This is a genomic window from Nocardia sp. NPDC050712 (assembly GCF_040654295.1).
Classification (GTDB): Bacteria; Actinomycetota; Actinomycetes; order Mycobacteriales; family Mycobacteriaceae; genus Nocardia.
The window spans coordinates 95,850-121,378 of sequence record NZ_JBFAHT010000004.1; the positions used below are offsets into that span (position 1 = coordinate 95,850).

At 71.4% G+C, this 25,529-nt stretch carries 25 protein-coding genes and 1 riboswitch; of the genes, 23 read left to right on the forward strand and 2 right to left on the reverse strand.

Going from position 1 to position 25,529, the window contains the following annotated elements; all coding sequences use genetic code 11:
- Positions 1-48 precede the first annotated feature (48 nt).
- The 6 genes from AB0H76_RS28555 (at position 49) to AB0H76_RS28580 (ending at position 5,522) form a co-directional block, all read left to right on the forward strand.
- Positions 49-666 carry a GNAT family N-acetyltransferase gene (locus tag AB0H76_RS28555; protein ID WP_357330090.1) on the forward strand — a complete coding sequence of 206 codons (618 nt, stop codon included), beginning with the start codon at positions 49-51 and terminating at the stop codon, positions 664-666.
- A complete protein-coding gene (locus AB0H76_RS28560) occupies positions 663-2,228 on the forward strand; it encodes an NAD(P)/FAD-dependent oxidoreductase (protein ID WP_357330092.1) in 1,566 nt (521 codons plus the stop codon). Before AB0H76_RS28555 ends, AB0H76_RS28560 begins: the two co-directional genes overlap by 4 nt.
- Positions 2,225-2,557, forward strand: a complete 333-nt coding sequence (locus tag AB0H76_RS28565; RefSeq protein ID WP_357330094.1) for a hypothetical protein — start codon at positions 2,225-2,227, stop codon at positions 2,555-2,557. The genes AB0H76_RS28560 and AB0H76_RS28565 overlap by 4 nt, the downstream gene beginning before the upstream one ends.
- A complete protein-coding gene (locus AB0H76_RS28570; RefSeq protein WP_357330096.1) occupies positions 2,554-3,516 on the forward strand; it encodes a carotenoid biosynthesis protein in 963 nt (320 codons plus the stop codon). Before AB0H76_RS28565 ends, AB0H76_RS28570 begins: the two co-directional genes overlap by 4 nt.
- 89 nt (positions 3,517-3,605) lie before the next feature.
- The gene (locus tag AB0H76_RS28575) at positions 3,606-4,352 is read left to right on the forward strand and encodes a DUF3153 domain-containing protein (RefSeq protein ID WP_357330098.1); all 747 of its coding nucleotides are present in this window, start codon (positions 3,606-3,608) and stop codon (positions 4,350-4,352) included.
- Positions 4,353-4,373: 21 nt separating this feature from the next.
- Positions 4,374-5,522: a glycosyltransferase family 2 protein gene (locus AB0H76_RS28580; protein WP_357330100.1), complete on the forward strand. Its 1,149-nt coding sequence runs from the start codon at positions 4,374-4,376 to the stop codon at positions 5,520-5,522.
- Positions 5,523-5,554: 32 nt separating this feature from the next.
- On the opposite strand, the gene AB0H76_RS28585 is transcribed toward AB0H76_RS28580, so the two are convergent.
- On the reverse strand, positions 5,555-6,184 hold the full coding sequence (locus AB0H76_RS28585) for a hypothetical protein (protein WP_357330102.1): 630 nt from the start codon (positions 6,182-6,184) through the stop codon (positions 5,555-5,557).
- Between the two features lie 192 nt (positions 6,185-6,376).
- Positions 6,377-6,471: riboswitch (SAM riboswitch) on the forward strand.
- 186 nt (positions 6,472-6,657) lie between these two features.
- Here AB0H76_RS28585 and AB0H76_RS28590 point away from each other — a divergent pair.
- The 15 genes from AB0H76_RS28590 to AB0H76_RS28660 all read left to right on the forward strand — a co-directional run bounded on the left by AB0H76_RS28590 (position 6,658) and on the right by AB0H76_RS28660 (position 22,992).
- Positions 6,658-7,638, forward strand: coding sequence for an amino acid ABC transporter permease (locus AB0H76_RS28590; protein WP_357330104.1), 981 nt, complete (start codon positions 6,658-6,660; stop codon positions 7,636-7,638).
- A complete protein-coding gene (locus AB0H76_RS28595; RefSeq protein WP_357330106.1) occupies positions 7,635-8,414 on the forward strand; it encodes an amino acid ABC transporter ATP-binding protein in 780 nt (259 codons plus the stop codon). Before AB0H76_RS28590 ends, AB0H76_RS28595 begins: the two co-directional genes overlap by 4 nt.
- A complete protein-coding gene (locus AB0H76_RS28600) occupies positions 8,411-9,370 on the forward strand; it encodes an ABC transporter substrate-binding protein (RefSeq protein WP_357330108.1) in 960 nt (319 codons plus the stop codon). Before AB0H76_RS28595 ends, AB0H76_RS28600 begins: the two co-directional genes overlap by 4 nt.
- A 3-nt stretch (positions 9,371-9,373) precedes the next feature.
- Positions 9,374-9,895, forward strand: a complete 522-nt coding sequence (locus AB0H76_RS28605; RefSeq protein WP_357330110.1) for a GNAT family N-acetyltransferase — start codon at positions 9,374-9,376, stop codon at positions 9,893-9,895.
- Positions 9,892-10,977 (forward strand): LLM class flavin-dependent oxidoreductase, encoded by a 1,086-nt coding sequence (locus AB0H76_RS28610; protein WP_357330112.1) that lies wholly within the window; start codon positions 9,892-9,894, stop codon positions 10,975-10,977. The genes AB0H76_RS28605 and AB0H76_RS28610 overlap by 4 nt, the downstream gene beginning before the upstream one ends.
- 56 nt (positions 10,978-11,033) lie before the next feature.
- On the forward strand, positions 11,034-12,593 hold the full coding sequence (locus AB0H76_RS28615; RefSeq protein WP_357330908.1) for an ABC transporter substrate-binding protein: 1,560 nt from the start codon (positions 11,034-11,036) through the stop codon (positions 12,591-12,593).
- Between the two features lie 2 nt (positions 12,594-12,595).
- A complete protein-coding gene (locus AB0H76_RS28620) occupies positions 12,596-13,585 on the forward strand; it encodes an ABC transporter permease (protein WP_357330114.1) in 990 nt (329 codons plus the stop codon).
- Complete coding sequence (locus AB0H76_RS28625; protein WP_357330116.1) at positions 13,578-13,811, forward strand: hypothetical protein; 234 nt, start codon at positions 13,578-13,580, stop codon at positions 13,809-13,811. The genes AB0H76_RS28620 and AB0H76_RS28625 overlap by 8 nt, the downstream gene beginning before the upstream one ends.
- Complete coding sequence (locus AB0H76_RS28630; protein WP_357330118.1) at positions 13,804-14,670, forward strand: ABC transporter permease; 867 nt, start codon at positions 13,804-13,806, stop codon at positions 14,668-14,670. The genes AB0H76_RS28625 and AB0H76_RS28630 overlap by 8 nt, the downstream gene beginning before the upstream one ends.
- On the forward strand, positions 14,667-16,367 hold the full coding sequence (locus tag AB0H76_RS28635) for an ABC transporter ATP-binding protein (protein ID WP_357330119.1): 1,701 nt from the start codon (positions 14,667-14,669) through the stop codon (positions 16,365-16,367). The genes AB0H76_RS28630 and AB0H76_RS28635 overlap by 4 nt, the downstream gene beginning before the upstream one ends.
- Positions 16,360-17,487: an LLM class flavin-dependent oxidoreductase gene (locus AB0H76_RS28640; RefSeq protein WP_357330120.1), complete on the forward strand. Its 1,128-nt coding sequence runs from the start codon at positions 16,360-16,362 to the stop codon at positions 17,485-17,487. Before AB0H76_RS28635 ends, AB0H76_RS28640 begins: the two co-directional genes overlap by 8 nt.
- A 12-nt stretch (positions 17,488-17,499) precedes the next feature.
- Positions 17,500-18,873, forward strand: a complete 1,374-nt coding sequence (locus tag AB0H76_RS28645) for an NtaA/DmoA family FMN-dependent monooxygenase (RefSeq protein WP_357330122.1) — start codon at positions 17,500-17,502, stop codon at positions 18,871-18,873.
- Complete coding sequence (locus AB0H76_RS28650) at positions 18,870-19,682, forward strand: DUF1684 domain-containing protein (protein ID WP_357330124.1); 813 nt, start codon at positions 18,870-18,872, stop codon at positions 19,680-19,682. The genes AB0H76_RS28645 and AB0H76_RS28650 overlap by 4 nt, the downstream gene beginning before the upstream one ends.
- Positions 19,679-20,830: an LLM class flavin-dependent oxidoreductase gene (locus AB0H76_RS28655; RefSeq protein ID WP_357330125.1), complete on the forward strand. Its 1,152-nt coding sequence runs from the start codon at positions 19,679-19,681 to the stop codon at positions 20,828-20,830. Before AB0H76_RS28650 ends, AB0H76_RS28655 begins: the two co-directional genes overlap by 4 nt.
- A 152-nt stretch (positions 20,831-20,982) precedes the next feature.
- Complete coding sequence (locus AB0H76_RS28660) at positions 20,983-22,992, forward strand: CocE/NonD family hydrolase (protein ID WP_357330127.1); 2,010 nt, start codon at positions 20,983-20,985, stop codon at positions 22,990-22,992.
- A 6-nt stretch (positions 22,993-22,998) separates the two neighbouring features.
- On the opposite strand, the gene AB0H76_RS28665 is transcribed toward AB0H76_RS28660, so the two are convergent.
- Entirely contained in the window at positions 22,999-23,970 is a 972-nt protein-coding gene (locus tag AB0H76_RS28665; protein ID WP_357330129.1) for a methylenetetrahydrofolate reductase, read from the reverse strand.
- A gap of 254 nt (positions 23,971-24,224) precedes the next feature.
- Between AB0H76_RS28665 and AB0H76_RS28670 the strand changes: the two genes are divergently transcribed.
- Both AB0H76_RS28670 and AB0H76_RS28675 read left to right on the forward strand, forming a co-directional pair.
- Positions 24,225-25,325: a polyprenyl synthetase family protein gene (locus tag AB0H76_RS28670; RefSeq protein WP_357330909.1), complete on the forward strand. Its 1,101-nt coding sequence runs from the start codon at positions 24,225-24,227 to the stop codon at positions 25,323-25,325.
- On the forward strand, positions 25,322-25,516 hold the full coding sequence (locus AB0H76_RS28675; RefSeq protein WP_357330131.1) for a hypothetical protein: 195 nt from the start codon (positions 25,322-25,324) through the stop codon (positions 25,514-25,516). Before AB0H76_RS28670 ends, AB0H76_RS28675 begins: the two co-directional genes overlap by 4 nt.
- Positions 25,517-25,529 lie beyond the last annotated feature (13 nt).

Sequence of the window (25,529 nt, forward strand, 5' to 3'; positions counted from 1 at the left end):
TACGCTTGAATATAGGGACACCCACCGACAACTTTCCGTCCGAGAGCCATGACTGCCGTCAAGCCCGAACACAGATCAGCACCCGCACCCGTCGTCGTCGACCTCTCGGTGACCGAGCTGCGCCACCGACTGCACGACGCGCTGTCGGTGTATGTCGCCGCGATGGGATATCCGCACGGCACCGAGAACCATCGCGCCCCGATGTGGACCGAGCACACCACCCGGCCCGGCTGGCAGGCGGTGGCCGCGTTCCTGCCCGACGACGACGGGCGCATCGACCTGCGCAAGGCGCCGCTGCTGGCCATCGCCTACGGCTACAGCGGCGCGCCGCACCAGTGGTGGCATCAGCAAGTGCACAGCGGGATGCGCCGCAACGGCTGGCCGGAGCATTCGGCAAGGGAGTTGCTCTCGGACTATTTCGAGCTCACCGAGCTGCACGTGCACCCGGCGGCCCAGGGCCAGGGGCTCGGCGCGATGCTGCTGACCCGGCTGCTGCGGCGCCGGCACGAGGGCGCGGTGCTGCTGTCCACGCCCGAGGTCGAGGGCGAGGACAACCGGGCCTGGCGGCTGTACCGGCGCGAGGGGTTCGGCGACGTGGTCCGCAACTTCGTGTTCGCGGGTGACAACCGCCCGTTCGCGATCCTGGGCCGGCGGCTGCCGCTGTGACGACGGTGGTGCTCGGGTCGGGGCACAACGCGCTGGTCGCGGCCTGCTATCTGGCCCGGGCGGGTGAACCGGTCGAGGTGCTCGAACGCGACGAGGTGCTCGGCGGCGCGGTGTCGACCGTCGAGCGGTTTCCCGGGCACCAGGTCGATCGCGGGTCCTCCGCGCACATCATGGTGCGCCACACCGGAATCGTCGAGGAGCTCGAGCTGGAGCGCTTCGGGCTGCGCTACATCGACTGCGACCCTTGGGGATTCACACCCGGTGCGAACGGCGCGCCGCCGATCGTGTTCCATCGCGCGCTGGACCGCACCTGCGCGTCCATCGCCGCCGCGTGCGGCGCCCACGACGCCATCGCCTACCGGCGCTTCGTCGATGTCTGGGGTACCCGCAGCGATCGGGTGATGCGCGCGTTCGGCGGCCGGTCCACGCCGGGGCGGCTGCTGCGCTCGTTCTGGGGCCTGGACGCGAGCGACGGCGGCAGCGCCCTGTCCCGGGAATTCCTGCAGCCCGGAGACGCGCTGCTGGACAGCTACTTTCGCGACGAACGGCTCAAGGCCTCGCTGGCCTGGTTCGGCGCGCAATCCGGGCCGCCGATGTCGGAGCCCGGCACCGCGCCCATGGTCGGGTTCGCCGCGCTCATGCACAAACTGCCGCCCGGTCGCGCCGTCGGCGGAAGTGGCGCGCTGACACAGGCTCTGGCGGCCCGGCTGCGGTCCGACGGCGGCACGGTCACCACCGGTGACGCGGTCACCGCCGTGCGGCGCGCGGGCGCGGGCTGGGAGGTGCGCACCGCCGCGGGCCGAAACCTGCGGGCCGACACCGTGATCGCGGGCACCCACATTCTCACCACGCTGGATCTGCTGCGCGCGGGCGGTTTCGACGCCGAGCCGCTCGACGACTGGCAGCGGCGCATCCGCGTCGGCCCCGGCATCGGCATGGTGGTCCGGCTGGCCACCAGCGCGCTGCCGAACTATCCCGGGGCCACGGCCGCGGAATCCGCGCACGGACTGCAATTCCTGGTGTCCGACCGGGCGCAGCTGCGGCGGGCGCACGGCGCGGCCCTGGCCGGTGACCTGCCGCCGCGCCCCGTGGTGCTGGCGATGAGTTTCAGCGCGCTGGACCCGAGCATCGCGCCCCCGGGCGAACATCAGCTCTCACTGTGGGCCCAATGGCATCCTTATCGGCTGGCCGACGGCAGCGACTGGGCCGGGCACGCCGAGCGGGAGGCCGACCGGATCATCGCCGAAGTCGACTCCTACGCACCCGGTTTCGCGGACACGGTGCTGCGCCGCCATGTGCAGACACCGGTCGACCTGGAACGCGAGATGGGGCTGCGCGGCGGCAACGTGATGCACGTGGAGATGTCGCTGGACCAGATGATGCTGTGGCGGCCGATTCCGGAGCTGTCCGGGCAGCGGGTGCCGGGTGCGCCGGGGCTGTATCTGACCGGGGCCTCGACCCATCCGGGTGGCGGCGTGTCCGGCGCGAGCGGCCGCAGCGCCGCACGACTGGTGTTGCGCGATGCCCGGCGCGGCCGATTCGCCCTGTCACGCAGGCGATGATCGGCTACGACGAGATGACCGAGCACGGACGGGAACTGCGCTACACCGTCAGCTTCCCGGAGTACCTGGACGGCTACGAATTCGAGACCGAGGCCAAGGGCTATCTGGTCGAGTTGAGCGTGGCGACGGTCGCGGCCGCGTTCACGATCACGGTCTTCGATCCCGCCCGTCTGACCCAGGAGATCGCGGACGAGGTGGCCGAGTTCGGATACTGCACGCTGTCGAACGTGCTCGTGGTTCCCGCGGTGACCAGGGCCGAGATCCTGCGCGGCGTCGAACGCCTGGCCCGCGGCGGTTTCGACGGGTTGCATCCGCAGGCCGCCGGGTGAGGACGAGCGATCGGGCGCTGGTTCCCGCGGTGCTGGCGGTCGCTCTCGTCGCGGCGCAGATCTGCTATCCGCTCACGCAGGGCGGCGCCCGCGATCGGGTGACCGTGGTCGTGGTGCTGCTCGCGGCGGCCACTGCCCTGGCCCACGCCGCCCGGACCCGCGGGTCGGGTTACGCGGCGGGGTTTCTGGTGATCGTGTCCGGGCTCGGGCTGCTGGCGGAGGTGATCGGCACCGCGACCGGGTTCCCGTTCGGCTGCTACGACTACGCCGTCGACCGGCTCGGGCCGGCGCTGGCCGGGGTGCCGCTCATCGTGCCGCTGGCGTGGACCGGCGGGCTGTACCCGGTGTGGATCGTGGCCGGGTTGCTGGCGCGGACAGTAGCGGCGCGGATCGGACTGACGGCGGTAGGCGCGGTCGGGTGGGACCTGTTCCTGGATCCGCAGATGGTGGCGGATGGCCAATGGCGGTGGTGCGATGCCGGTTCCGGGTTGCCGGGGCTGGAGCAGATCCCGTTGACGAACTACGCGGGGTGGTTCGCGGTGGGGTTGGTGATGGCAGGGCTGTTGGCCGTTTTGGAGCGCGGCAGTGCGCACTCGCGTGCAGCGTCGGCGGGGGCGCAGGGCGGCAGCGCGCACTCGCCGGCAGCAGCGCGGCCGGAACACGGCGGTGCGCACTCGGCGGAGGTGGCGCGGCCGGAACACGGGAGTGTGCGCTCGGCGGAAGTGATACGGGCGGAACACAGCAGTGCCCACTCGGCGGGCGGGGCGTGGGCCCGGGGCATTGCGGGAGCGCGCGACGCGTCGGTGGCGGTGCCGGTCGCGGTGTTCCTGTGGACCTGGCTGGGGTCGGCGCTGGCGCACGCGGTGTTTCTCGGGTTGCCCGCCTCGGCCGCCTACGGGGCGCTCGGGATGGGGCTGCTCGGAATCCCGTTGCTGGGGTGGCTTGCCCGTTATCGGTGATTCCGGTCGATCGGCAGACCGTCTACGGGTTGTCGCGTGGCAATTGCGGGGTCGGGCCTGGCACGATGTGAGCCGTGCAACCTAGCCCGATGACCACGAAGCCCGCTGCCCCGGTTCCCGCGTCGCCGCGCCGCACCGGCGTCCGGATAGCGGGGGCGGTGGTGCTGGCCGCGCTGCTGGTGCCGATGCTCGCGGCCTGCCTGCGGGTACAGGTGTCCATGGGCGTGTCGTCGAACGACCGGGTGTCCGGGCGGATCGTGGCCGCGGTGGTGCCGGCCGACGCCAACGACAAAGGGCCGCAGCTGAAGGCGCCCGAGTCGCTGGCCGCCAAGGTGCGGGTCGAGTCCTACACCCAGGACGGGTACGTGGGCAGCAAGGTCTTCTTCGAGGATCTGTCCTTCGGTGAGCTGTCCCAGCTGGGCGGGCTGTCCGAGCAGAGCCAGGGCATGTTCCAGCTGAGCATGCAGCGCACCGGCGATCTGGTCAGCCTGAGCGGGCGCGTCGATCTGAAATCGGTGCCGCCGCACGGCTCCGACGTGCAATTCACCGTGGCCTTCCCGGCGCGCGTCGCCAAGACCAACGGCAACCGCGAGGACGACTCCACCGTCTCCTGGAAGCTGCCGCCCGGCGATGTGTCCCAGATCCGCGCCGAGGTCAGCTACGCCGACCCCAACACCCGCTCGTTCGCGGGCTGGGCGGGCATCGTCGGCGGCATCACCCTCGCGGTCGCCGCGATCGTCGCCGCGATGGCCTACATGGATCGCAATCCCCCGGCGCCGGGCACCGGCCGGTTCTCGCTGAACGAGTGGTGGCGCACGGTGAAGGAACATCGCTGAGCCGCTCGGGTGCGGACCGACGTGAACTCCGGGCGGTGCTACCCCGTGGTGCGGGCGGGCACCGCGGTGGCCGTGGCCGGATGTGCTGTCGCGCTGTACAACCGGGTGACGATGCCACGTCTGGCCGCGTCCGCGGCCGTGGTCGAGCCGGTGACGGTGTGCGTTCCGGCGCGCGACGAGGCGGGCCGGTTGCCCGCGCTGCTCGCGGATCTTCGGGTCCAGACCGGGGTCCCCGACCTGCGGGTCCTGATTCTCGACGACGCCTCCACCGATGGGACCGCCGCCGCGGCGGCCGCGGTGATCGCGGGCGACGACCGCTTTCTGGTGATCCGGTCCGAGGACGAACCCGACCCCGGCTGGACCGGTAAGGCCGCGGCCTGCCAGCGGCTGGGCGAGCTGGCGGACACCGCCGCGCTGGTCTTCCTCGACGCCGATGTGCGGCTCGGGCCCGGCGCGATCGCCGCCGCCGTGCACGAATTGCGCAGGCGCGAGGTGGCATTGGTCGCACCGTGGCCCGCCCAGGTGGCGGGCTCCGCGGCCGAGGCGCTGGTGCAGCCGCTGCTCTGCTGGTCCTGGGCCGCCGCCCTGCCGATCACCGCCGGCAATCGCAGCCGCAGACCGTCGACGGCGGTGGCCTGTGGCCAGTTCCTGGTCTTCGACACCGCCGCCTACCGCGCCATCGGCGGCCACCGCGCGGTAGCCGCGAGCCCGACCGAAGACCTGGATATCGCCCGCGCCCTGCGCCGCAGCGGCCGCCACACCGCCGTGGTCGCGGCCGGGCGGCTGGCGAGCACCCGAATGTACTCGGGCGCGGCCGAACTCGACGCCGGCTACACCCGCTGGCTGTGGTCCGCCTACGGCGGTTCGCGTGTCGCCGCCGCGGCAGTCGGAGCCGTTGCCGCCCTGGCCTATTGGATCCCGCCCTTGGCCGCCGCCACCGGCCGCGGATCGGTACGGCGCGCCGGGCTGCTCGGGTATTCCGCCGCCGTCGCCGGCCGCCTGCTCACCCGAACCACCGAGACGGCGGCCGCACCGACCCGCACCGATATCGTTGCCGCGCTCTCCCACCCGGCCGCCGTCGCCGCCTACGCGGCACTCACGGTCCGCTCGCACCGCGCCCACCGCCGGGGCACGCTGCGCTGGAAACAGCGGGCCCTGCGCGCCGGCTGAGCATCGAACACCCGCGCTGCCGTGTCCGCCGGCTAGGCGTCGATGATTCCGACCGTGGGCAAATAGAAACAGCTGCGCGCGCCGTCGACCGTGCTGCCGAAGACTGCGGCCAGGACGGTGCCCCGGCCGGTGTCGACCGGGACCGCGCGGATGCCGCCGGTGGGGACGTTGGTGGCGAAGAAGTCGCGGACGGCCTGTTCGGCGAGAGGGCGGAGCACAGCGGGCACCTCGGGCGGGACCATGCTCGCGAAGACCTCGTTCAGGGGGCCCATCGACGCCATGCCGCCGCGACCGGTGTCGATGTTCAGCCAGGCCACCCGCATGCCGGAGCCGTCGGAGCGGCTCGGGTCCGAGGGCAGGAAGGTGAACATGGTCTGGCCGGATTTCACGGCGGTCAGGTCCAGCCCGGGGATCGCCAGGGTGTGCGCTGGCCAGGGGCCCGGGACCGCACCCGCCATGGCGGGATTGGTGAGGGTGACGCCCGTGCCGCTGCACAGGGCCGCCGTGGGATAGAGGAACGGCGTCACGCCGAGGGCTTGCAGGGCGCCGGCGGTGCCGTCGGAGGCGGCCGGTGCCGCGACGGCCGGCGCCACCGGGGCGAGAGCGAGCGCGGCCAATGCCGCCGGGGCTGCGAGATACGAGAGCCGACTTCGAGCGAACACCGCGAACCTCCTCACGTCGAAACGATCGAGGTTCACACCGTACGCCCGCTACCTCCCGAAACCGGGCATTTCCGGCGGGGCCAGCAATCGGGCCGCGACCATAGTCCGCCACGAACGCCCCGGTGACCAGGACTGCGCTCATCGTGATTTCTAACCTTGAATCCGAGTTCACTTGCTCCCCATGATGTTCGAGCACCATCCAGAGCGATTGAGAGACCTGGCTCGCCGACGTCGCAGCAACCCCCCGGCATGCCGGGTGCGGGTGCTTCCGCCAGGACCGATGGAGGAACCCCACCATGAGCACCGCATACCGCGCCACCCGCTGGGGGCGCCTGCACATCGACCACTGCCGCAGCACCTCGACGGGTTGTCGCGGCTGAGCCGCCGCCAGACCCGCACCCGACGCTGGCCGGGTGATGCGACCGACGCCGACGGCGTGGTCGCGTTCATTTTTTCTTTCGAGGATCATCGTTATGAGTGCGTCGATCGCACCACCCGACGCCGGAGCGCCGCCCGGCACGCCGGAGCCGGCGGAGCTCGCGCCGCCGACGGTGGCGAAGCCGTGGCATCCGTGGCGCTGGGTGATCAGCGCGGCGGCCCTGCTGCTGCTGGCCCAGTTCGTGCACGGCCTGGTGACCAACCCGGGCTGGGAATGGGCGACGTTCGCGCGCTACTTCACAGCCAAGTCCGTGCTCGCCTCGCTGCGGGTCACCCTGGAGCTGACGCTGTGGGGTACGGCGCTGGGGTTCCTGCTCGGCACCTTGCTCGCCATCGCCCGGCTGTCGAACAACCCGGTGCTGCGGGTCATCTCGTGGGTCTACATCTGGGCGTTCCGATCCATTCCGATGATCGTGCAGCTGCTGTTCTGGTTCAACATCGCCTACCTGTATCAGAAGATCTCGCTCGGCATCCCGTTCGGCCCGGCCTTCTTCACCTTCGACGTCAACAACGTGATCAGCGGCTTCACCGCCGCCGTGATCGGCCTGGCGCTGCACCAGGCGGCCTACTCGGCGGAGATCATCCGCGCGGGCATCATCTCGGTGGACGCCGGGCAGCTGGAAGCGGCCGCCGCCCTGGGCATCCCGCGCTGGCGGCAGTTCCGGACGGTGATCGTCCCGCAGGCCATGCGCTCGATCCTGCCCAACGCCACCAACGAGGTGATCAGCCTGTTCAAGGGCACCTCGATCGTGTCGGTGATGGCGATCGCGGAGCTGTTCTATCAGGTCCAGGTGATCTACGGCCGCAACGGCCGGGTGGTGCCGCTGCTGATGGTGGCCACGGTCTGGTACATCGTGCTGACCACGGTGCTCTCGGTGGCGCAGTACTACATCGAGCGGCACTACGCCAAGGGCGCGCAGCGCGAGATCCCGCCGACGCCGTGGCAGAAGGCGCAGCGCAAGTTCCGTGAGATCGCCGCCATCGGCGTGGCCACACCGCGCGGAGCGACCCGATGAGCGCCGCGGCGACGCCCGCGGTCGAGGTGCGCGGAGTCCGCAAGTCCTATGGCGCGCAGGAGATTCTGCGCGGTATCGATCTGACGGTGCGCTCCGGCGAGGTGGTCGCGGTGATCGGCCCGTCCGGCGGCGGCAAGTCCACGCTGCTGCGGGTGCTCAATCACCTGGAGACGCTGGACGCCGGAACTGTGCACATCGACGGCGAGCTGATCGGCTATCGGTTGCGCCGCAACGTCTTACACCCGTTGACCGACCGCGAGGTGCGCCGCCAGCGCTCCCGCATCGGCTTCGTCTTCCAGCAGTTCAACCTCTTCCCGCACCTGACCGCGCTGGAAAACGTCACGCTCGCACCGCTGTCGGCGCAGGGCCGGCCCAGGGACGAGGTCGAGCGGGAGGCCCGCGAGTTGCTGGCCCGGGTCGGCATCGCCGCGTTCGCCGACGCCTATCCGCGCACGCTCTCCGGCGGGCAGCAGCAGCGCGTCGCGATCGCTCGCGCGCTGGCCCTGCGCCCCAGGGTGATCCTGTTCGACGAACCCACCTCGGCGCTGGATCCCGAGCTGGTGGGCGAGGTGCTCGCGGTCATCCGCGATCTCGCCCACACCGGCACGGCGCTGGTGATCGTCACCCACGAGATCGGTTTCGCCCGTGAGGTCGCCGACACCGTGGTCTTCCTCGACGACGGCGCCATCGTCGAACAGGGCCCGCCGGCCCAGGTCCTGGACCATCCCGAACATCCCCGCACTCGCGCATTTCTCTCCAGAACAGGTATTCGATGAAGCTCTCCGCCCTGGCCGCCGCTACTGCCGCGCTGGCCGTCCTGGTCACCGGCTGCGGCACCGATCCCGATGCGGGCCACGAGGTCCAGCAGGCCGGCGCGGTCTCCTACGACCTCTCCCCCGCCCAGTCCGGGCGAGTCCGCGGCACCAAGGTCGACGCCATCGCCGCGACGGTGCCGCAGGCGATCCGCGATCGCGGCAGCCTGGTGATCACCGGCTCCAGCGGAGCCGCGCCGCCGCTGCGGTTCTACGCCACCGACGACAAGACCACGGTCGGGTCCGAGGTCGATTTCGCCTCGGCGATCGCCGACGTGCTCGGCCTGAAACTCGAGGTGCGGGTGGCGGACTGGGCGCAGAACTTCGTCAAGGTGGATTCCGGTGAGGTGGACGCGTTCATCTCGAACGTCACGGTGACCGAGGAGCGCAAGGAGAAGTACGACTTCGCCACCTACCGCACCGACACCGTCGCCCTGGAGGTCCCGATCCAGAGCGATCTGGTCTTCACCGATCGGAAGAGCCTGGCGGGCAAGCGCATCGGCGTCGGCACCGCCACCAACCAGGAGCAGTTGCTGGTGCGCTGGAACGAACTCAACCGCGCCGAGGGGCTGGCCCCGATCGATCTGGCCTACTTCCAGCAGACCACCGACTACTACCTCGCGCTGGCCTCCCAGCGCCTGGACGGCTTCGTCGGTCCCAACCCGAGCGCGATCTACCACTCCGCCACCGCCAAGCAGACGAAGATCATCGCGAGCTTCTCCGGCGCGGGCGAGCAGTTGCAGGGCGAGATCGCGGTGCTGACCAAGAAGAACAACGCCCTGATCGGGCCGGTGCACAAGGCGCTCGAGCACCTCATTCAGGACGGCACCTACCAGAAGATCCTGGACCGCTGGGGCCTGGCCTCCGAGGCCGTCACCGCGTCGCGGATCAACCCGCCCGGCCTGCCGAAGAAGGGCTGAGCGGTGTCACAACGCTTCCCCGACAACGGCCTGCGGGTGCACCGGGTGGCCCAGGACGATCCGCTGGCCGCGCCGCTGCTGGCCGAACTCGCCGTCGAATACAGCAGCCGCTACGGCCGCAGCGCCGGTCAGATGCACACCGAACTCCGGAACTACCCGCGCACCCGTTTCGCGGCGCCGCACGGCGGCCTGCTCGTGGTGACCCGGGATACCGAACCGGTGGCCGGCGGCGCGTTCCAGCGCTACGACGACGACACCGCCGAACTCAAGCGCATCTGGACCGCCAAGGAACACCGCAGGCAGGGCCTGGGCCGCTTCGTGGTGGCGCAGCTGGAGCTCGAGATCACCCGGCTCGGCTACCGGCGCGTCTACCTCACCACCGGCTGGCGCCAGCCCGAGGCGGTCGCGCTCTATCTGGCCGCGGGCTACACCGCGCTGTTCGACCCGGCGCTGCCGGCCGAGGAGATCGGCGCGCACCCGTTCGAAAAGTTCCTGCCCGCAGCCGATCTGGAGGCGATCGCATGAAGTTCCTGCTGTTCACGCTGGTCACCCGGACGCCGGATCCGCACACCGGCGTGCTGCCGGACACGCACGAGCGGCTGCGGTCGGTCGTCGACCAGGCCCGGGTCGCCGAGGAACTCGGCTACGACGGCTTCGCGGTCGGCGAGCGGCACGAGGATCCCTTCCTGTCCGCCTCGCCGCCGGTGCTGCTCAGTCATATCGCCGCGGTCACCTCGCGGATCACGCTGTTCACCGCCGTCACGACGCTGAGCCTGCTGGACCCGGTGCGCGCCTTCGAGGACTACTCGACGCTGGACAACCTCTCCGGCGGCCGCCTGGAACTGATCATCGGCAAGGGCAACGGCGCCGCGCAGGCGGAGCTGTTCCACGTCACCACCGACGATCAGTGGGACCGCAACCGCGAGGGGTACGAGCTGTTCCGGGCGCTGTGGGCCAGCGACCAGGTGACCTGGTCGGGCCGCTTCCGCCCGGAACTGGTTGCGGCCAAGGCCCTTCCGCGCCCTTACCAGCCCTCGATCCGGATCTGGCACGGCAGCGCCACCAGCCGGGATTCGGTGGAACTGGCCGCGCGCCACGGTGATCCGCTGTTCTCGGCCAACGTCACCAATCCCATCGAGCCCTACGCCGAACTGGTCCGCCACTACCGGGAGCGGTGGGCGCACTACGGCCACGAGCCGGCCGACGCGCTGGTCGGGGCGGGCACCGCGGGCTTCCACCTGGCGCCCACCTCGCAGCAGGCGCTCGACGTCTATCGCCCGATCTTCCAGGCCCGGCTGGCGCTCTCGCGCAAGCTCGGCCTGCCGATCGTGTTCGAGACCCTGGAGGACTTCGCCGCCCGCTCCTCGGCGCTGATCGGCAGCCCGGAGCAGGTGCTCGACAAGGTCGGCCGCCAGCACGAGCAGTTCGGCCACGAGGTGATCCACCTGTCCTCCGAACGCGACGGACGCACCGAGGCGCAGCACCGCGGCAGCCTCGAGTTGTTCCAGCAGGAGGTGGCGCCCGAGTTGCGCCGCCGCATTCCCAGTCGTCCCCTGGCCGCCGGCCGCACCATCCCCCGACCCGAATTATCTGGAGTTACACCGTGATCCGCACCCGTCATCGCCTCGCCACGCTCGCCGGCGCGCTCGCCGCGGCCAGTACGCTGGTCGCCTGCGGCAGCGACACCGGCGGCGCCGGCGGCGACGCCGGTCCCCCGCAGCCCGGCGGCGCCCTGCGCTACGGCCTGTCGCAGGCGCCGTCCTGCTCGGATCCCGCGCAGGCCGGCAGCAACCAGACGCTCTACGTCACCCGCCAGATCGTCGACTCGCTGACCGATCAGGATCCCAAGACCGGCGAGCTGAAGCCGTGGCTGGCGCGCAGCTGGGAGGCCAGCCCGGACGCGAAGGTGTTCACCTTCCACCTGGCCGACAATGTCACCTTCAGCGACGGCTCCCCGCTCACCGCCGACTCGGTGCGCAAGACCTTCGAGTCGGTCGTCAAGCTCGGCGCGGCCAAGGCTCCGCTGGCCAACGGCTTTCTGATCAATTACGTCGGCACCACCGCGGTGGACAAGCTGACCGCGCGCGTCGAGTTCAGCAAGCCCAACGCGCAGTTCCTGCAGGCGTCCTCGAGCACCCAGCTCGGCATCCAGGGCGAGGCCACCACCGCCAAGCCCGCCGAGCAGCGCTGCGACGGCAGCAATGTCGGCTCCGGCCCGTTCGTCTACACCGCCTACCGCCAGGATGTCTCGACCACGCTGACCAAGCGTCCCGGATACGCCTGGGGCTCCGATGTTTTCGGGCACAAGGGCGAGGCCTACCTGGATCGCATCGACTTCACGGTGGTGCCCGAATCCGGCGTGCGCACCGGCAGTCTGACCTCCGGGCAGCTGGACGCGGTCAGTGACGCGCTGCCCCAGGATCTGCCGCTGCTGGAGGCCGCGAACGCGCGCCTGCTGACCACGCCGAACCCGGGCATCCCGTTCGGCTTCCAGCCCAACGTGACCCGCGGCCCGCTGCGCGACGTCGCGGTGCGCCAGGCGCTGCTGCCCGCGATCGACCGCCAGCAGCTGGTCGACACCGTGCTCGGCCCGCAGTTCAAGCCCGCCACCAGCACCCTGGCCAGCACCACCCCCGGCTACCAGGACCTGTCGGCCAAGCTGGCCTACGACCCGGCCAAGGCGCGCACCCTGCTGGATCAGGCGGGCTGGGTGCCCGGCGGCGACGGCATCCGGGTGAAGAACGGTGAGCGGCTGAGCTTCAACGTGGTGTTCAGCCAGGTGTTCGCGGGCAACAAGGCGATCATCGAGCTGGTGCAGCAGCAGCTGCGCAAGGTCGGCGTGGATCTGCGCCTGGACCTGGTGTCGCTGCCGGAGAGCACGGCCCGGCAGAACGCCAAGGACTACGACAGCTACTACTACAACACCACCCGCGCCGACGGCGACATCCTGCGCAACTCGTTCACCGTCGAGGGTCGCAATCTCAATGTCCGCGAGCGTATTCCGGCGCTGGACGAGGTGCTGGAGAACCAGCTGAGCGCGGGCGACACCACGGCCCGCCTGGCCCTGATCCGGACCGCGCAGGAGCGCATTCTCGACAACGGCCTGTGGATCCCGACGGTCGAACTGTCCCAGGCCATCGGCGCCGCGGGCACCGTGCGGGATCTGAAGTTCGAGGCCTCGGCCCGGCTGCAGTTCTTCGACGCCTGGCTGAGCGGGCGCTGATCATGGTCCGGTATCTGGCTTTGCGGGTGGCACAGGCACTCTGGGTGCTCTGGGCGGCGTTCACCGTCTCCTTCGTGGTGCTCTACCTGCTGCCCGCCGACCCGGTCTCGATCGCGGCCGGCGGCGCGGAGACCGGCTCGCCGACCGACCCGGCGGCCATCGCCGAGTTGCAGGCCAGGTACGGGCTGGATCAACCGCTGTGGCAGCAGTATTGGACCGCCCTCGGGCACGCCGTGCGCGGCGACCTCGGGCATTCCATCAGCACCGGTCAGCCGGTGACCACCGCCATCGGCGAGGCACTGCCCTCGACCCTCGGGCTGGCCGCGCTGACGCTGCTCTTCGCGCTGCTGGGCGGCGTCGGCCTGGCCTTCGCCGCGGCCGGCACCCGGCGGTCGTGGCTGCGCAACGGCCTGGCCGCGCTGCCCTCGATCGGGGTGGCGGTGCCGACCTTCTTCACCGGACTCGTGCTGCTGCAACTGTTCTCGTTCCAGTGGCGGCTGGCGCCGGCGTTCGGCGGGCAGGGGTTCGGCGGCACGGTACTGCCCGCGCTGACCCTCGGCCTGCCGATCGGCGCGGTCATCGCCCAGGTCCTGACCTCCGGGCTGGAGAGCACCTGGCGCCAGCCGTTCGTGGATGTCGCCCTGGCCAAGGGCGGCTCGCGCTGGTGGGTGCGGCGCAAGCACGTGCTGCGCCCGGCCAGCGTGCCGACCTTCACCATCGCCGGTGTGCTGGTGGGCAATATCCTCGCCGGCGCCGTGGTGGTGGAGAGCGTCTTCGCCCGGCCCGGCGTCGGGCGGCTCACCCAGACCGCGGTGCTGGCACAGGACATTCCGGTCGTGCAGGGCATCGTGCTGCTCAGCGCGCTGGTCTTCGTCACCGTGAACCTGGTCGTCGACCTGATCTACCCGCTGCTGGATCCGCGCATCGCCGGCCACCGCCGCACGTCCCCGACCGAAATCAGCGCTACCGAGGAGGTGGCTGCCCGTGTATGACACTGCCCCGGCACATCCCGAACTCGACCGGTCCACCACGGCGATCCTCGCGAACTTCTTCGAGCTGAGCCGCGGCCCGCTCGCCGCCGGATTCGGCTTCACGCCCTGGCTGCTCGCCGAACCCGGCGCGGCCCCGCGCGCCCGGCGGTGGAGCTGGTTGCGTGCCGACGCCGCGTCGCCCTGGGCCTTCGCCGCGATCGTCGAGGCGGTGCGCACCCATGGTTGACCTACTCGGCGAGCGCGGCGCGCTGCTGCGGCTGCGCCGGCCCGCGATCGGCTGGACCTGGCTGCGCGCCAACGCTTTCGTGCTGCTCGCCGCCGCGGTGGCGCTGCTCGCGGTCGGCTGGGCCCTGTTCCCCTCGTTCTTCGCCGGCGGGGATCCGCTGACCGGGGTGCCCGCCCAGAAGTTCCAATCCCCCAGTGCCGAACACTGGTTCGGCACCGACAACCTCGGGCGCGACCTGTACACCCGGATGGTGCACGGCGCCGGGCTCTCGCTCTCGGCCACCCTCACCGCGGTCGCGATCGCGCTGCTGGTCGGTTCGCTGCTGGGCCTGCTCTCGGGCGGGATCGGCGGCATCGTGGACGCGGCCGTCATGCGCGTGGTCGACGTGCTGCTCGCCATCCCCTCGCTGCTGCTGGCGCTGGCGCTGGTCACCGCGCTCGGCTTCGGCACCCGCAATGTGGCCGTCGCCGTGGGTGTTTCGCTGATCGCCAACTTCGCCCGGGTGATGCGCTCGGTCGTGCTGCGGGTACGCGGCGAGGTCTACGTGGAGGCGGCGCACGCCAGTGGCGTGCGCTGGTACACCGTGCTCGCCCGGCACATCCTGCCGAACTCCGTGCAGCCGGTGCTCGCGCTGGCCGCGGTCGAGTTCGGGATGGCGGTGCTGTCGGTCTCCGCGCTGAGCTTCCTCGGCTACGGCGCCAAACCGCCTACGCCGGAATGGGGTTCGCTCATCTCCGAGGGCCGCAACTACCTCGCCATCGCCTGGTGGCTGACCACGCTGCCCGGCCTGGTCATCATCGCCGTCGTGGTCGCCGCCCAGCACCTCGGCCGCGTCGCCGGACGGGAGGAGCACCGATGACCACCGAGACCACCGGCCGCGCGGCACTGGAAAAGACCGCTCCGCGCGCAGACCCCGAGCAGCCCGCGGCGGGCAGCGAGAACGCGCTGCTTGCGGTGCGCGATCTGCACGTGCGATACCGCTCCGCGCGCGGACCGGTGACGGCGCTCGCCGGAGTTTCCCTGACCCTGGCGCCCGGCGAGGTGGTCGCCCTGGTCGGGGAATCCGGTTCGGGCAAGTCCACGCTCGGGCACGCGGTGCTCGGCCTGCTCGGCGCCCCGGCCGAGATCACCGGCGGCACCCTCGCTTTCGACGGCCGCGTGATCGACCCGGCCGACGAGGGCGCCTGGCGCACACTGCGCGGTGCGCGGATCGGCTTCGTCCCGCAGGATCCCGGCCTGTCGCTGAATCCCGTGCAGCGCGTCGGCGATCAGGTCGCCGAGACGCTGCTGGTGCACGGCCTGGCCGACCGCAAGGACGCCCGGGAGCGCGCGGTGCGCCTGCTCGCCGAGGTCGGGCTGGATCGCCCGGAGCTGCGCGCCGCCCAGTACCCGCACGAACTGTCCGGCGGACAGCGCCAGCGGGTGCTGATCGCCGCCGCGCTGATCGCCGAGCCGGATCTGGTCATCGCCGACGAACCGACCAGCGCGCTGGACGCGACGGTGGCGCGGCGAGTGCTGGACCAGCTCACCGCGCAGACCACCGCCCGCGGCACCGCGGTGCTGCTGATCACCCACGACCTGGCGGTGGCCGCCGAGCGCGCGGATCGGCTGATCGTGCTCAACGGCGGCGAGATCGTCGAAACCGGGCCCACCGCCGCGATTCTGGCCGACCCGCAGCACCCGTACACGCGGCGGCTGCTGGCCGCCTCGCCGAGCCTGGCCCCGTTCGGCGGCTTCCGGACGCCACCGGCCGGCGAGACCGCCACGCTGCTGACCGTCAGCGCGGTCAGCAAGCGGTTCCACGCCAAGGCCGGCGGCTCGGTCACCGCCGTGGACGGTGTCGGGTTCGAGCTGCGGCGCGGTGAAACCCTGTCGCTGGTCGGCGAATCCGGCTCCGGGAAGTCGACGACGGCGCGCATCGCCCTGCGGCTCACCGCCCCGGACACCGGTTCGATCACCTTCGACGGGCACGACCTGACCCGCCTGCGGGGCGCGCGCCTGCGCGCGCTGCGCCGGCGCTTCCAGGTCGTCTACCAGAACCCGTACGCGTCCCTGGATCCGCGCTGGCAGGTCTCGAAGATCATCGAAGAACCCTTGCGCGCCTATGGGATCGGCGACCGCGCGGCCCGCCGCGCGCGCGTCCGGGAGCTGCTCGATCAGGTGGCGCTGCCGGAGCAGTTCGCGCACCGCCGCCCCGCCGAACTGTCCGGCGGGCAGCGGCAACGGGTGGCGATCGCCCGGGCCCTGGCCCTGCACCCGGACCTGCTCGTGCTCGACGAGCCGGTCTCCGCGCTGGACGCCTCGATCCAGGCGCAGATCCTCGAACTGCTCGACCGGCTGCAAACCGAGCTCGCGCTGAGCTACCTGTTCATCTCGCACGACCTGGCCGTCGTGCGGCGCATCAGCGACCGGGTCGCCGTCATGCGGCACGGGCGCATCGTCGAAACCGGCAGCACCGCCGAGATTTTCGACGCACCACAGCACGAATACACCCGCGAGCTGCTGGCGGCGATCCCCGCGACCGGCCGACTGGAAAGGACTGCCGTACATGGCTGATTCGACGCTGTTCCTCGGAGTGGAGCTCACCGGCACCGGTGTGCACCCCGCCTCCTGGCGGCGGGCGGACTCCCGGGCCGAGGACCTGTTCACCGGCGCCTACTGGGTGGACGCCGTCGGCACCGCCGAAAACGCCGGTGTCGACGCGGTTTTCCTGGCCGACGGGTTCGCGCTGCAACCGGGCGGCGCGGGCGTCACCCGCGGCCGGCTCGACGCGGTCGCCCTGGCCGCCCGGGTCGCGGCGCCCACCCACGCGATCGGGTTGCTGCCCCAGGCCCCGGTCACCCACACCGAACCGTTCCACCTGTCGAAGGCGATCGCGAGCCTGGACTTCGCCTCGCTCGGGCGCGCGGGCTGGGAGGTCACGGTCTCCGAGACGAACACCGAGGCGAAGTCGTTCGGGCGCAAGGACGTCCAGGACGCCGCGTCGCTGTGGCACGAGGCGGACGAGGCCGTCGAGGTGGTCGCCCGGCTGTGGGACAGCTGGGAGGACGACGCCGAGATCCGCGACGTGCCCACCGGCCGCTTCATCGATCGGGACCGGCTGCACTACATCGACTTCGCCGGGGACAACTTCTCGGTGAAGGGTCCCTCGATCACCCCGCGCTCGCCGCAGGGCCAGCCGGTCGTCGTGGTCCGCGCGGCCGACCCGGCGAGTACCGCGGTCGCGGTGCGGCGGGCCGACCTGATCCGGATCAGCGCCGCGACCCTCGAGCAAGCCCGCACCCGGCGGGCCGAACTGAGCGCGGCCCTGGCCGCCGCCGATCGCGACCCCGACAGCGTGCGCGTCCTGCTGGACCTGGACGTACACCTGGCCGACACGGTCGAGGCCGCCGCCGCCGAGGTGCTCGAGCTCGACCGCTGGGCGCCCCCGGCTACCGCACCGCGCGCGGGCGCGGCGCCGCTGCGCCACCTCGGCACCACCGCGGGCCTGCGCACCCTGCTCGACGAGATCGGCGCCGGCAGCGCCGACGGTGTCGTGCTGCGCCCCCTCGCGGCGCCGCCCGTGCTCGCCCGCCTCACCGAACTCGGCCGGAAACCACTGGCCGGCACCGCCTTCCGCCATCGCCTCGGCCTCCCCCGCCCGGTCAGCCGGTACGCGACCGCGCCGTCGAACTGAAGGACCTCCGCCATGACCGCGAAACCACGCAAGCAAGTCCACCTCGCCGCGCACTTCCCCGGCGTCAACAACACCACCGTCTGGGCCGACCCGGACTCCAAGAGCCAGATCGACTTCGCCTCGTTCGAGCACCTGGCCCGCACCGCCGAACGCGGGCTGTTCGACTTCTTCTTCCTGGCCGAGGGCCTGCGGCTGCGCGAGCACCGCGACCGTGTCCACGATTTGGACGTCGTCGGCCGCCCCGACACCTTCACCGTGCTCAACGCGCTCGCGGGTGTCACCGAGAAGCTCGGCCTGGCGGGCACCATCAACACCACGTTCAACGAACCCTTCGAGCTGGCCAAGCAATTCGCCTCGCTCGATCACCTCTCCGGCGGCCGGGCCGCCTGGAACGCGGTCACCTCCTCCGACGCGTTCACCGGCGAGAACTTCCGCCGCGGCGGCTATCTGGAGCACAGCCAGCGCTACCGCCGGGCCGCCGAGGTGGTCGAGGCCACCCGGGCGCTGTGGGACAGCTGGCCCGGCGACGCCCTGGTCGTGGATCGCGAGGCGGGCGTGTTCGCCCACGACGTCGCCGAAACCCAGATCCGCAGTTCGCAATTCGAGATCGACGGCACCTTCGTGCTGCCGCCGAGCCCGCAGGGCTATCCGGTGCAGCTGCAAGCCGGCGATTCCGACGACGGCCGGGAATTCGGCGCCGCCACCGCCGATGCCATCTTCACCGGCCACGGCACCCTGGAGGCGGGCCAGAAGTTCTACGCCGACATGAAGGGCCGACTCGCGAAATACGGCCGCACGCCGGACGAATTGAAGATCCTGCCCGCCGCCACCTTCGTGCTCGGCGACACCGAGGCCGACGCGCACGAGCGCGCCCGCCACATCCGGTTGCAGCAGGTCGGCCCGCAGACCGCGATCGCCTTCCTCGAACAGGTCTGGGGCCGTGACCTTTCCGGCTACGACCCGGACGGCCCGCTGCCCGAGGTCGAACCCGCCGACAACGTCAACATCACCCGCGGCCGGGTCCGGCACGCCAAGGATCCGCGCGCGGTGGCCGAGGCCTGGCGCGCCAAGGCCGAGGCCGAAAAGCTGAGCATCCGGCAGCTGATCATCGAGGTCACCGCCCGCCAGCAGTTCGTCGGCACACCCGCGCAGGTCGCCGCGCAGATCGACGAGTACGTCCAGGCCGACGCCGCGGACGGCTTCATCCTCGTCCCGCACCTCACCCCCGGCGGCCTCGACGAATTCGTCGACCGCGTCGTCCCGGAACTGCAGCAGCGCGGCAGCTTCCGCACCGAGTACACCGGCTCGACCCTGCGCGAGCATCTCGGCCTCCGGCATCCCCGCCAATCCCGTCACACCGTCCACGAAGGAGCTCGCGCGTCATGACCACCAGCACCGCCACCGAATTCGATACCGCCTGGACCCTGTGGCATCACGCCCGGGAAGACCAGCTGCGGGACCCGCTGGGCTTCCTGAGCCTGACCGCACTGCACTGGCTCACCGACCGGCCCGAACGGCTCGCCGACGTCCCGGGCACCTGGTGGGTGACCGACGACAAGGTCTTCATCACCGCCCAGCCCGGCGACCGGCTCGAGTTCCAGGGCGTGAACATCGCCGGCGTGCAGATCCTGACCCCGGCCGAAGGCGCGCCGGGACTCGAAGTGCGCCACGGTGATCGGGTCCTGGAAGTGATCCGGCGCACCGGTCAGCACGCGGTGCGCGTGCACGATCCGGCCGCACCGGCGCTGGTCACCTTCGAGGGCATCCCGGCCTACGAACCGGATCCGCGCTGGATCGTCGCCGGGCGCTACCGGCCGTTCGAGTCGCCCCGCACCATCACCACCGGTGCGGTCGTCGACGGCCTCGAACACCACCACACCGCCACCGGCACCATCGAATTCGCCATCGGCGCGGTGACCGAGCGGGTCCTGGCCTTCGGCAACGGCGACGACCTGCGGGTGCTGTTCACCGACGCGACCAGCGGCGTCACCACCTACCCGGCGGCCCGGGCGCTGGCCGTGGACGCGCCGGACCCCGACGGCACGGTGCGCCTGGACTTCAACCGGTCGGCGAACCTGCCCTGCGCCTTCACCGATTTCGCGACCTGCCCGATCGCGCCCGAGGAGAACCGGCTGCGGGTCGCCATCGAAGCCGGTGAGCAGCATCCCGGGCTCGGGCGGGGTGATCGGGCGTGAACGTCCCGCTATCGATCCTGGATCTGGCCCCGATCAGCGCCGGTTCCAGCGCGCAGCAGGCGCTGCGCAACACCGTCGATCTGGCCCGGCACGCCGAACAGTGGGGTTACCAGCGGTATTGGCTGGCCGAGCACCACTTCGTCGCGGTGGCCAGCTCGTCCTCGATCACCCTGCTCGGCCTGGTCGCCGCGGCCACCTCGCGGATCCGGGTCGGAACGGCCGCCGTGCAGGTCGGCCACCACACCTCGGCCTCGATCGTGGAGGCGTTCGGTACCGTCGACGCGCTCTACCCGGGCCGGCTCGACCTCGGGCTGGGGCGCTCGGGACACCGCAGGTCCCAGTTCGGCGCGGAGCCGTCGCATCCGAAGCGGGAGCGGCCGGTGGTCGACACCGCGACCGGACGCACCGAGGTGCGCGACGGCGTGGTGATCCCCCCGCCGTTCGACCACGGCCGGATCACCGATCGCTCGCGCTACCTCGCGGGACTGCACGCGCTGCACCAGGAGGGCGCGCAACCGCAGGACTACGCCGAGCAGGTGGACGACATCCGCGCGCTGCTGGCCGGTACCTACACCACGCCGGACGGGCATGCGCTGCACGCGGTTCCGGGTGAGGGCGCGCAGGTGGAGCTGTGGCTGTTCGGCAGCTCGGGCGGCGACAGCGCGCAGATCGCCGGGCGCCTGGGGCTGCCGTTCGCGGCGGCCTATCACGTCGCCCCGGGGACGGCGCTGGACGCGGTCGACTCCTACCGGGCGGCCTTCCGGCCCTCCGCGACGTTGTCCGAGCCCTACGTGGTGCTCTCGGCCGACGTGGTGGTGGCCGAAACCGACGCCGCCGCACAGCGGCTGGCCGCCACCTACGGGCACTGGGTGCACGGCATCCGGGCCGGCGGCGGCGCGCCCCCGTATCCCGACCCGGACGACACCGCTCCGCTCACCGCCGACCAGACCCGCCTGGTCGCCGACCGGACCGCGACCCAGTTCGTCGGCGCGCCCGCCACGGTGACCGAACGCCTGGCCGCCTTGCAGCGGGTCAGCGGAGCGGACGAACTGCTGATCACCAGCGTCACCCACGACCACGCCGACCGGCTGGAGTCGCATCGGCTGCTGGCCGAGGCGTGGGGCGCCCGCGCCGCGCGCGCGGCCTGACGCCGAATGCCCGGGCTCGCCGAGCCCGGGCATTTTGCGTTCAGCTGGGACTGTATCTGACGCCTTGAAAAGGCTGTACACATTCACAATTCTCGCTGTGCACGTTGCCGATCGAGACAAGTACATACATTTGTGCATGTAATATTCGACGCGTGACGACATCTTCCCTCCGGCGCTGGTCGATCGCGGTGCTGGTCATCGCCGCGCTGACCAGCGCCGCACCGGCCCAGGCCACCCCCGCGGGGGAACCGCGGTGGGCCGCACTGCACGACGGCCCGCAGCAGTATCCGGCGATCCACATCGACTGGGACGTCCCCGTCACGATGAGCGACGGCACGGTCCTGAAGGCCAACGTCTTCCGGCCCGCCGACGCCGGCGGGCCGATCAGCACCCCGCTGCCGACGATCCTGAATCTCACGCCCTACACCAAGCTGGTCTCGATGATCGCCCAGACGGCGCAGTCGATTCCCGTGGTCTCCGACGCGGTGACCGGCGTGCTGCGCGACTTCAGCCTGAACGGCACCCCGCTGGAAGGGCTGACCGACCAGACCCGCACCCTCGGCGGCGGTTTCGGGCGCGCCTTCGCGGCGGACGCGAACCTGATCCGCAGCGGGTACGTCCAGGTCGTCGTCGATGTCCGCGGCACCGGCTTCTCCCAGGGCGAATGGGAACCCTGGGGCCCCGCGGACCAGGCCGACACCCCCGAGGTGATCGCCTGGGCGGCGGCCCAGCCGTGGTCGGACGGCCAGGTCGGGATGACGGGCGCCTCCTACTCCGGCATCAACCAGGTGCAGGCCGCGGCCAAGCAACCACCCGCGCTCAAGGCCATCGTCCCCACCGTGCCCGGCAATGACCTGGTGCACGACATGATCGCGCCCGGCGGCGGCGCCATCGGCATCCTCGCGCCGTACCTGCTGGCGGTGAACCTGCTCAAGCTCACCCCGGACCTGGTGGCGCTGGCGCTGGGCCGGTTCGACACGCAGTGGCTGGCCGACCGCCTGCGCGACCCGATGTCGTTCCTGGACATCGCGATCGCGACGCTGGCCACCACCTCCTTCGACGCGATCCCGCCGGAACTGGCACAGGTGCTGGACCCGGCCAGCCCGATCCGGCAGGCCTGGCTCGGGCATCCGGATCGAATCACGGTGCCCACCTTGGTAATCGGCGGCTGGCACGACAACTTCGCCAACGGCGAACCTCGCATCTACCGCGACATCCCGCTACCGCCCGGGCAGAAGCAGCTGATCATGGGCAACAGCTACCACGTCAGCGCCGGGTTCGACATGCGCGGGCGCGACGGCGAACCGCCACGCATCGACGTGCTCACCCGCGCCTGGTTCGACAAGTGGCTCAAGGGCATCGACAACGGCATCGATCGCTACGGCCCGGTCACGATGTGGCAGCAGGGCGGCGGCTGGACCACCGCCGCGGAGTTCCCGCGGCCCGGCCACCCGCATCGCCGGATGTACCTGTCCGCGGCCGCGAGCGGCACCACGGCCACCAGCGTGCACGACGGAAGCCTCACCGCCGCAGCACCTTCGGAGAGCACCCGACTGACCGTCGCGCCCGGCCTTGCGAGCCTGTGCTCCGCCGACGCGGCCCAGGGCACCGCGGGCATCCTGGTGTTCACCGGCTGCGGCAAGGACGCGAGAGTGCAAGAGCTGCAAGGACTTACCTTCACCAGCGCGCCGGTGACCGAAGCCACCACCCTGTCCGGGCCGATCGCGGTGCGCCTGAACACCGTCCACGACGCCACCGACGGCTTCTGGACGGTGACCGTCAACGATGTCGCGCCGGACGGGCGTTCGACCACACTGAGCACCGGGCAGCTGGTGGCCTCGCTGCGCGCCCTGGACGAGAACCGCAGTGCCCGTTCGGACAACGGCGACTACACCGACCCGTACCCGCTCATGTCGCTGGCCCAGCGGCTCCCCGTGGAGCCCGGTCAGGCCACCCGGCTCGACCTCGGACTGGCGCCCACCGACGCCGTGCTGCGCCCCGGACACCGGCTGCGCGTGAACGTCTTCGCGAGCAATTACCCCAAGGGACTGCCGATCCGGCCGTTCCTGGACGCGACCGAGCTGAAACCGCAACACCTGCAACTCGATCCGGCGGAGCCGAGCTACGTCAACGTGCCGATCGCCGGGAACCCCGGCTGGTGACGGCGGTCAGGCGCTGAGCGGCGTCGCCTTGACGCCGTAACCGAGATTGGTGAGCACCTCGCTGGTCGCCTTGGCGAAGTTCAGCGTGATGAAGTGCAGGCACGGCGCGCCCTCGTCGATCAGACGCTGCCCCATCTCGGTGGCGATCTCGATACCGACCTCGCGCACGGCGGCCCGGTTCTCCTCCGGGCCGTCACCGGCTGCCCGGCGCAACCGCTCCAGCACCTGGCCGGGCAGCGGCCGCCCGCACAGCTCCTCGGCGCGCGCGACCGTGCGCAGCGAGGTGACCGGCATCAGCTCGGGAATGATCGGCTTCTCCGCCTCGACCGGATCGAACGCGGCCAGCCGATCGCGCAGCCGCAGATAGTGCTCGACGTCGAAGAACATCTGGGTGATCGAGTACTCCGCGCCCGCACGCAGTTTCGCGGCCAGGAACTCGGTGTCGTGATCCAGGCTCGGAGACCGGTGATGGCCCTGCGGGAACGAGGCCACACCGACGTGGAAATCACCCAGATCGCGCACGATGCGCACCAGCTCCTCGGCATAGGCGACGCCCTGCGGATGCCGCTGCCACTCGCCGAGCGGATCACCCGGCGGATCGCCGCGCAGCACCAGGATGTTCTTGATCCCCGAGTCGGCGTAAGCCCCGACCAGGGACCGCAACTCGGCGACGCTGTGCCCGACCGCGGTCAGGTGCGCCACCGGCAGCAGGATCGTCTCCTGCGCCAGCTGACCGGTCACCCGCACGGTGCGATCGCGAGTGGAACCGCCCGCACCGTAGGTCATGGACACGAAGGCCGGGTGCATGCGTTCGAACTCGCGCACCGCGCGCCACAGCCGGGCCTCGGCGGCGGCGTCGCGCGGCGGATTGAACTCCACCGAGAACGGCACCGCGCGGCCGCCGTGCGCCCGCAGGCTCTGGACGACCGAGGGGGTGCCGGAGACGACCGAACGGCCCCGTGAGTCATCGAAAGTCACCGGTCCAGTGTAGGTGGACCTGCACGTTCGGCCTATTTCCTCCCACATTGCGGGAAAAAGGGATAACCCGGGCGACGGTCGCTCGCGGGTGCGCGCGTATCCTTTTACTGGGCAGTACCCTCGCGGTGACCTGGTCGATATCACGCCTCGACCCCAGCCCGAAAACACCGACTTCCGCCGCGCCGGCACAGCGCGGCCCGTGATCCATTTTGGAGGATGCCCTGTCCGCCGGACCAGGTACCCCGACCCGAACCCTGCCCTCGGCGAACGGATCCGCCGCAGCGACCGGGGCGGGCTTCGTCACCGCGGTGGAAACGGCCCTCACCGAATTCTTCGCCGCCAAGCGCGGCACCGTCGAACCGCTGGGCGCCCCGTTCGTCGAAGCCGCCGAAGCGCTCGAGCAGTTCGTGCTGCGCGGCGGCAAGCGCACCCGCCCGTCCTTCGCCTGGACCGGCTGGCTGGGCGCGGGCGGCGACCCCGCCGGCCCGGAGGCCACCGCGGTGCTCAGCGCCTGCGCCGCACTCGAACTGGTGCAGGCCTGCGCGCTCATCCACGACGACATCATCGACTCCTCGCGCACCCGGCGCCGGTTCCCGACCGTGCACGTCGACTTCGAATCGCGGCACCGCGAGCGCGACTGGGCCGGCGACGCCGCGCACTTCGGCACCAGCGTCGCCATCCTGATCGGCGATCTGGCGCTGGCCTGGGCCGATGACATGGTGCACGCGTCCGGTTTGGACGCCGCCGCCCTCTCCCGCTTCGCCCCGATCTGGGGGCTGATGCGCACCGAGGTGCTGGGCGGGCAGCTGCTCGACATCAACGGCGAGGCCGGCGGTGACGACTCGGTCGAGGCGGCGCTGCGCATCAACCGCTACAAGACCGCCGCCTACACCGTGGAACGCCCGCTGCACCTGGGCGCCGCCCTCGCCGACGCCGACCCCGGGCTGTTCGCCGCCTACCGCGCCTTCGGCACCGATATCGGCATCGCCTTCCAGCTGCGCGACGACCTGCTCGGTGTCTTCGGCGACCCGGCCGTGACGGGCAAGCCCTCCGGCGACGACCTGCGCGAAGGCAAGCGCACCGTGCTGCTGGCCGAGGCCCTGCGCCGCGCCGACGCCACCGACCTGGCCGCCGCCAAGCTGCTGCGCACCAGCATCGGCACCGATCTGAGCGCCGACGAGGTGGAGCGGCTGCGCGCCGTGCTCACCGAACTCGGCGCCGTCGACGATGTGGAATCCCGCATCGCCGACTTGACCGAACGCGGCCTGGCCGCGATCGAAACATCCACCGCAACCACCACCGCGAAACAGTCATTGCGTGCGATGGCACTCGCCGCAACCAGGAGGACCGCATGAAAGCCGTTGTGGGACCAGCCGATCGAGTAATTACCGTCGGCTCGGGCCCCGCCCCGCGCACGACACCCAAGCGCCGCGGTAAGAGCTTCGTGCTCACCGAGCGCCGGATCATGATGGGCGCGGCGCTGCCGGCCCGTCGTGCCATCCGACTACCGAAGTCCTGCGCCGCCCCGGCCTCCGCCGACGAGTAGCGGCCTCTCCCGT

What these genes read in the sequence shown, in the direction of transcription:
- AB0H76_RS28595 (WP_357330106.1), top strand. Translation starts at nt 7,635, where the DNA reads ATGAGCGCCGCGGCGACGCCCGCGGTCGAGGTGCGCGGAGTCCGCAAG.
- AB0H76_RS28565 (WP_357330094.1), top strand. Translation starts at nt 2,225, where the DNA reads ATGATCGGCTACGACGAGATGACCGAGCACGGACGGGAACTGCGCTAC.
- AB0H76_RS28645 (WP_357330122.1), top strand. Translation starts at nt 17,500, where the DNA reads ATGACCGCGAAACCACGCAAGCAAGTCCACCTCGCCGCGCACTTCCCC.
- AB0H76_RS28675 (WP_357330131.1), top strand. Translation starts at nt 25,322, where the DNA reads ATGAAAGCCGTTGTGGGACCAGCCGATCGAGTAATTACCGTCGGCTCG.
- AB0H76_RS28610 (WP_357330112.1), top strand. Translation starts at nt 9,892, where the DNA reads ATGAAGTTCCTGCTGTTCACGCTGGTCACCCGGACGCCGGATCCGCAC.
- AB0H76_RS28640 (WP_357330120.1), top strand. Translation starts at nt 16,360, where the DNA reads ATGGCTGATTCGACGCTGTTCCTCGGAGTGGAGCTCACCGGCACCGGT.
- AB0H76_RS28600 (WP_357330108.1), top strand. Translation starts at nt 8,411, where the DNA reads ATGAAGCTCTCCGCCCTGGCCGCCGCTACTGCCGCGCTGGCCGTCCTG.
- AB0H76_RS28575 (WP_357330098.1), top strand. Translation starts at nt 3,606, where the DNA reads ATGACCACGAAGCCCGCTGCCCCGGTTCCCGCGTCGCCGCGCCGCACC.
- AB0H76_RS28555 (WP_357330090.1), top strand. Translation starts at nt 49, where the DNA reads ATGACTGCCGTCAAGCCCGAACACAGATCAGCACCCGCACCCGTCGTC.
- AB0H76_RS28650 (WP_357330124.1), top strand. Translation starts at nt 18,870, where the DNA reads ATGACCACCAGCACCGCCACCGAATTCGATACCGCCTGGACCCTGTGG.
- AB0H76_RS28590 (WP_357330104.1), top strand. Translation starts at nt 6,658, where the DNA reads ATGAGTGCGTCGATCGCACCACCCGACGCCGGAGCGCCGCCCGGCACG.
- AB0H76_RS28635 (WP_357330119.1), top strand. Translation starts at nt 14,667, where the DNA reads ATGACCACCGAGACCACCGGCCGCGCGGCACTGGAAAAGACCGCTCCG.
- AB0H76_RS28630 (WP_357330118.1), top strand. Translation starts at nt 13,804, where the DNA reads ATGGTTGACCTACTCGGCGAGCGCGGCGCGCTGCTGCGGCTGCGCCGG.
- AB0H76_RS28620 (WP_357330114.1), top strand. Translation starts at nt 12,596, where the DNA reads ATGGTCCGGTATCTGGCTTTGCGGGTGGCACAGGCACTCTGGGTGCTC.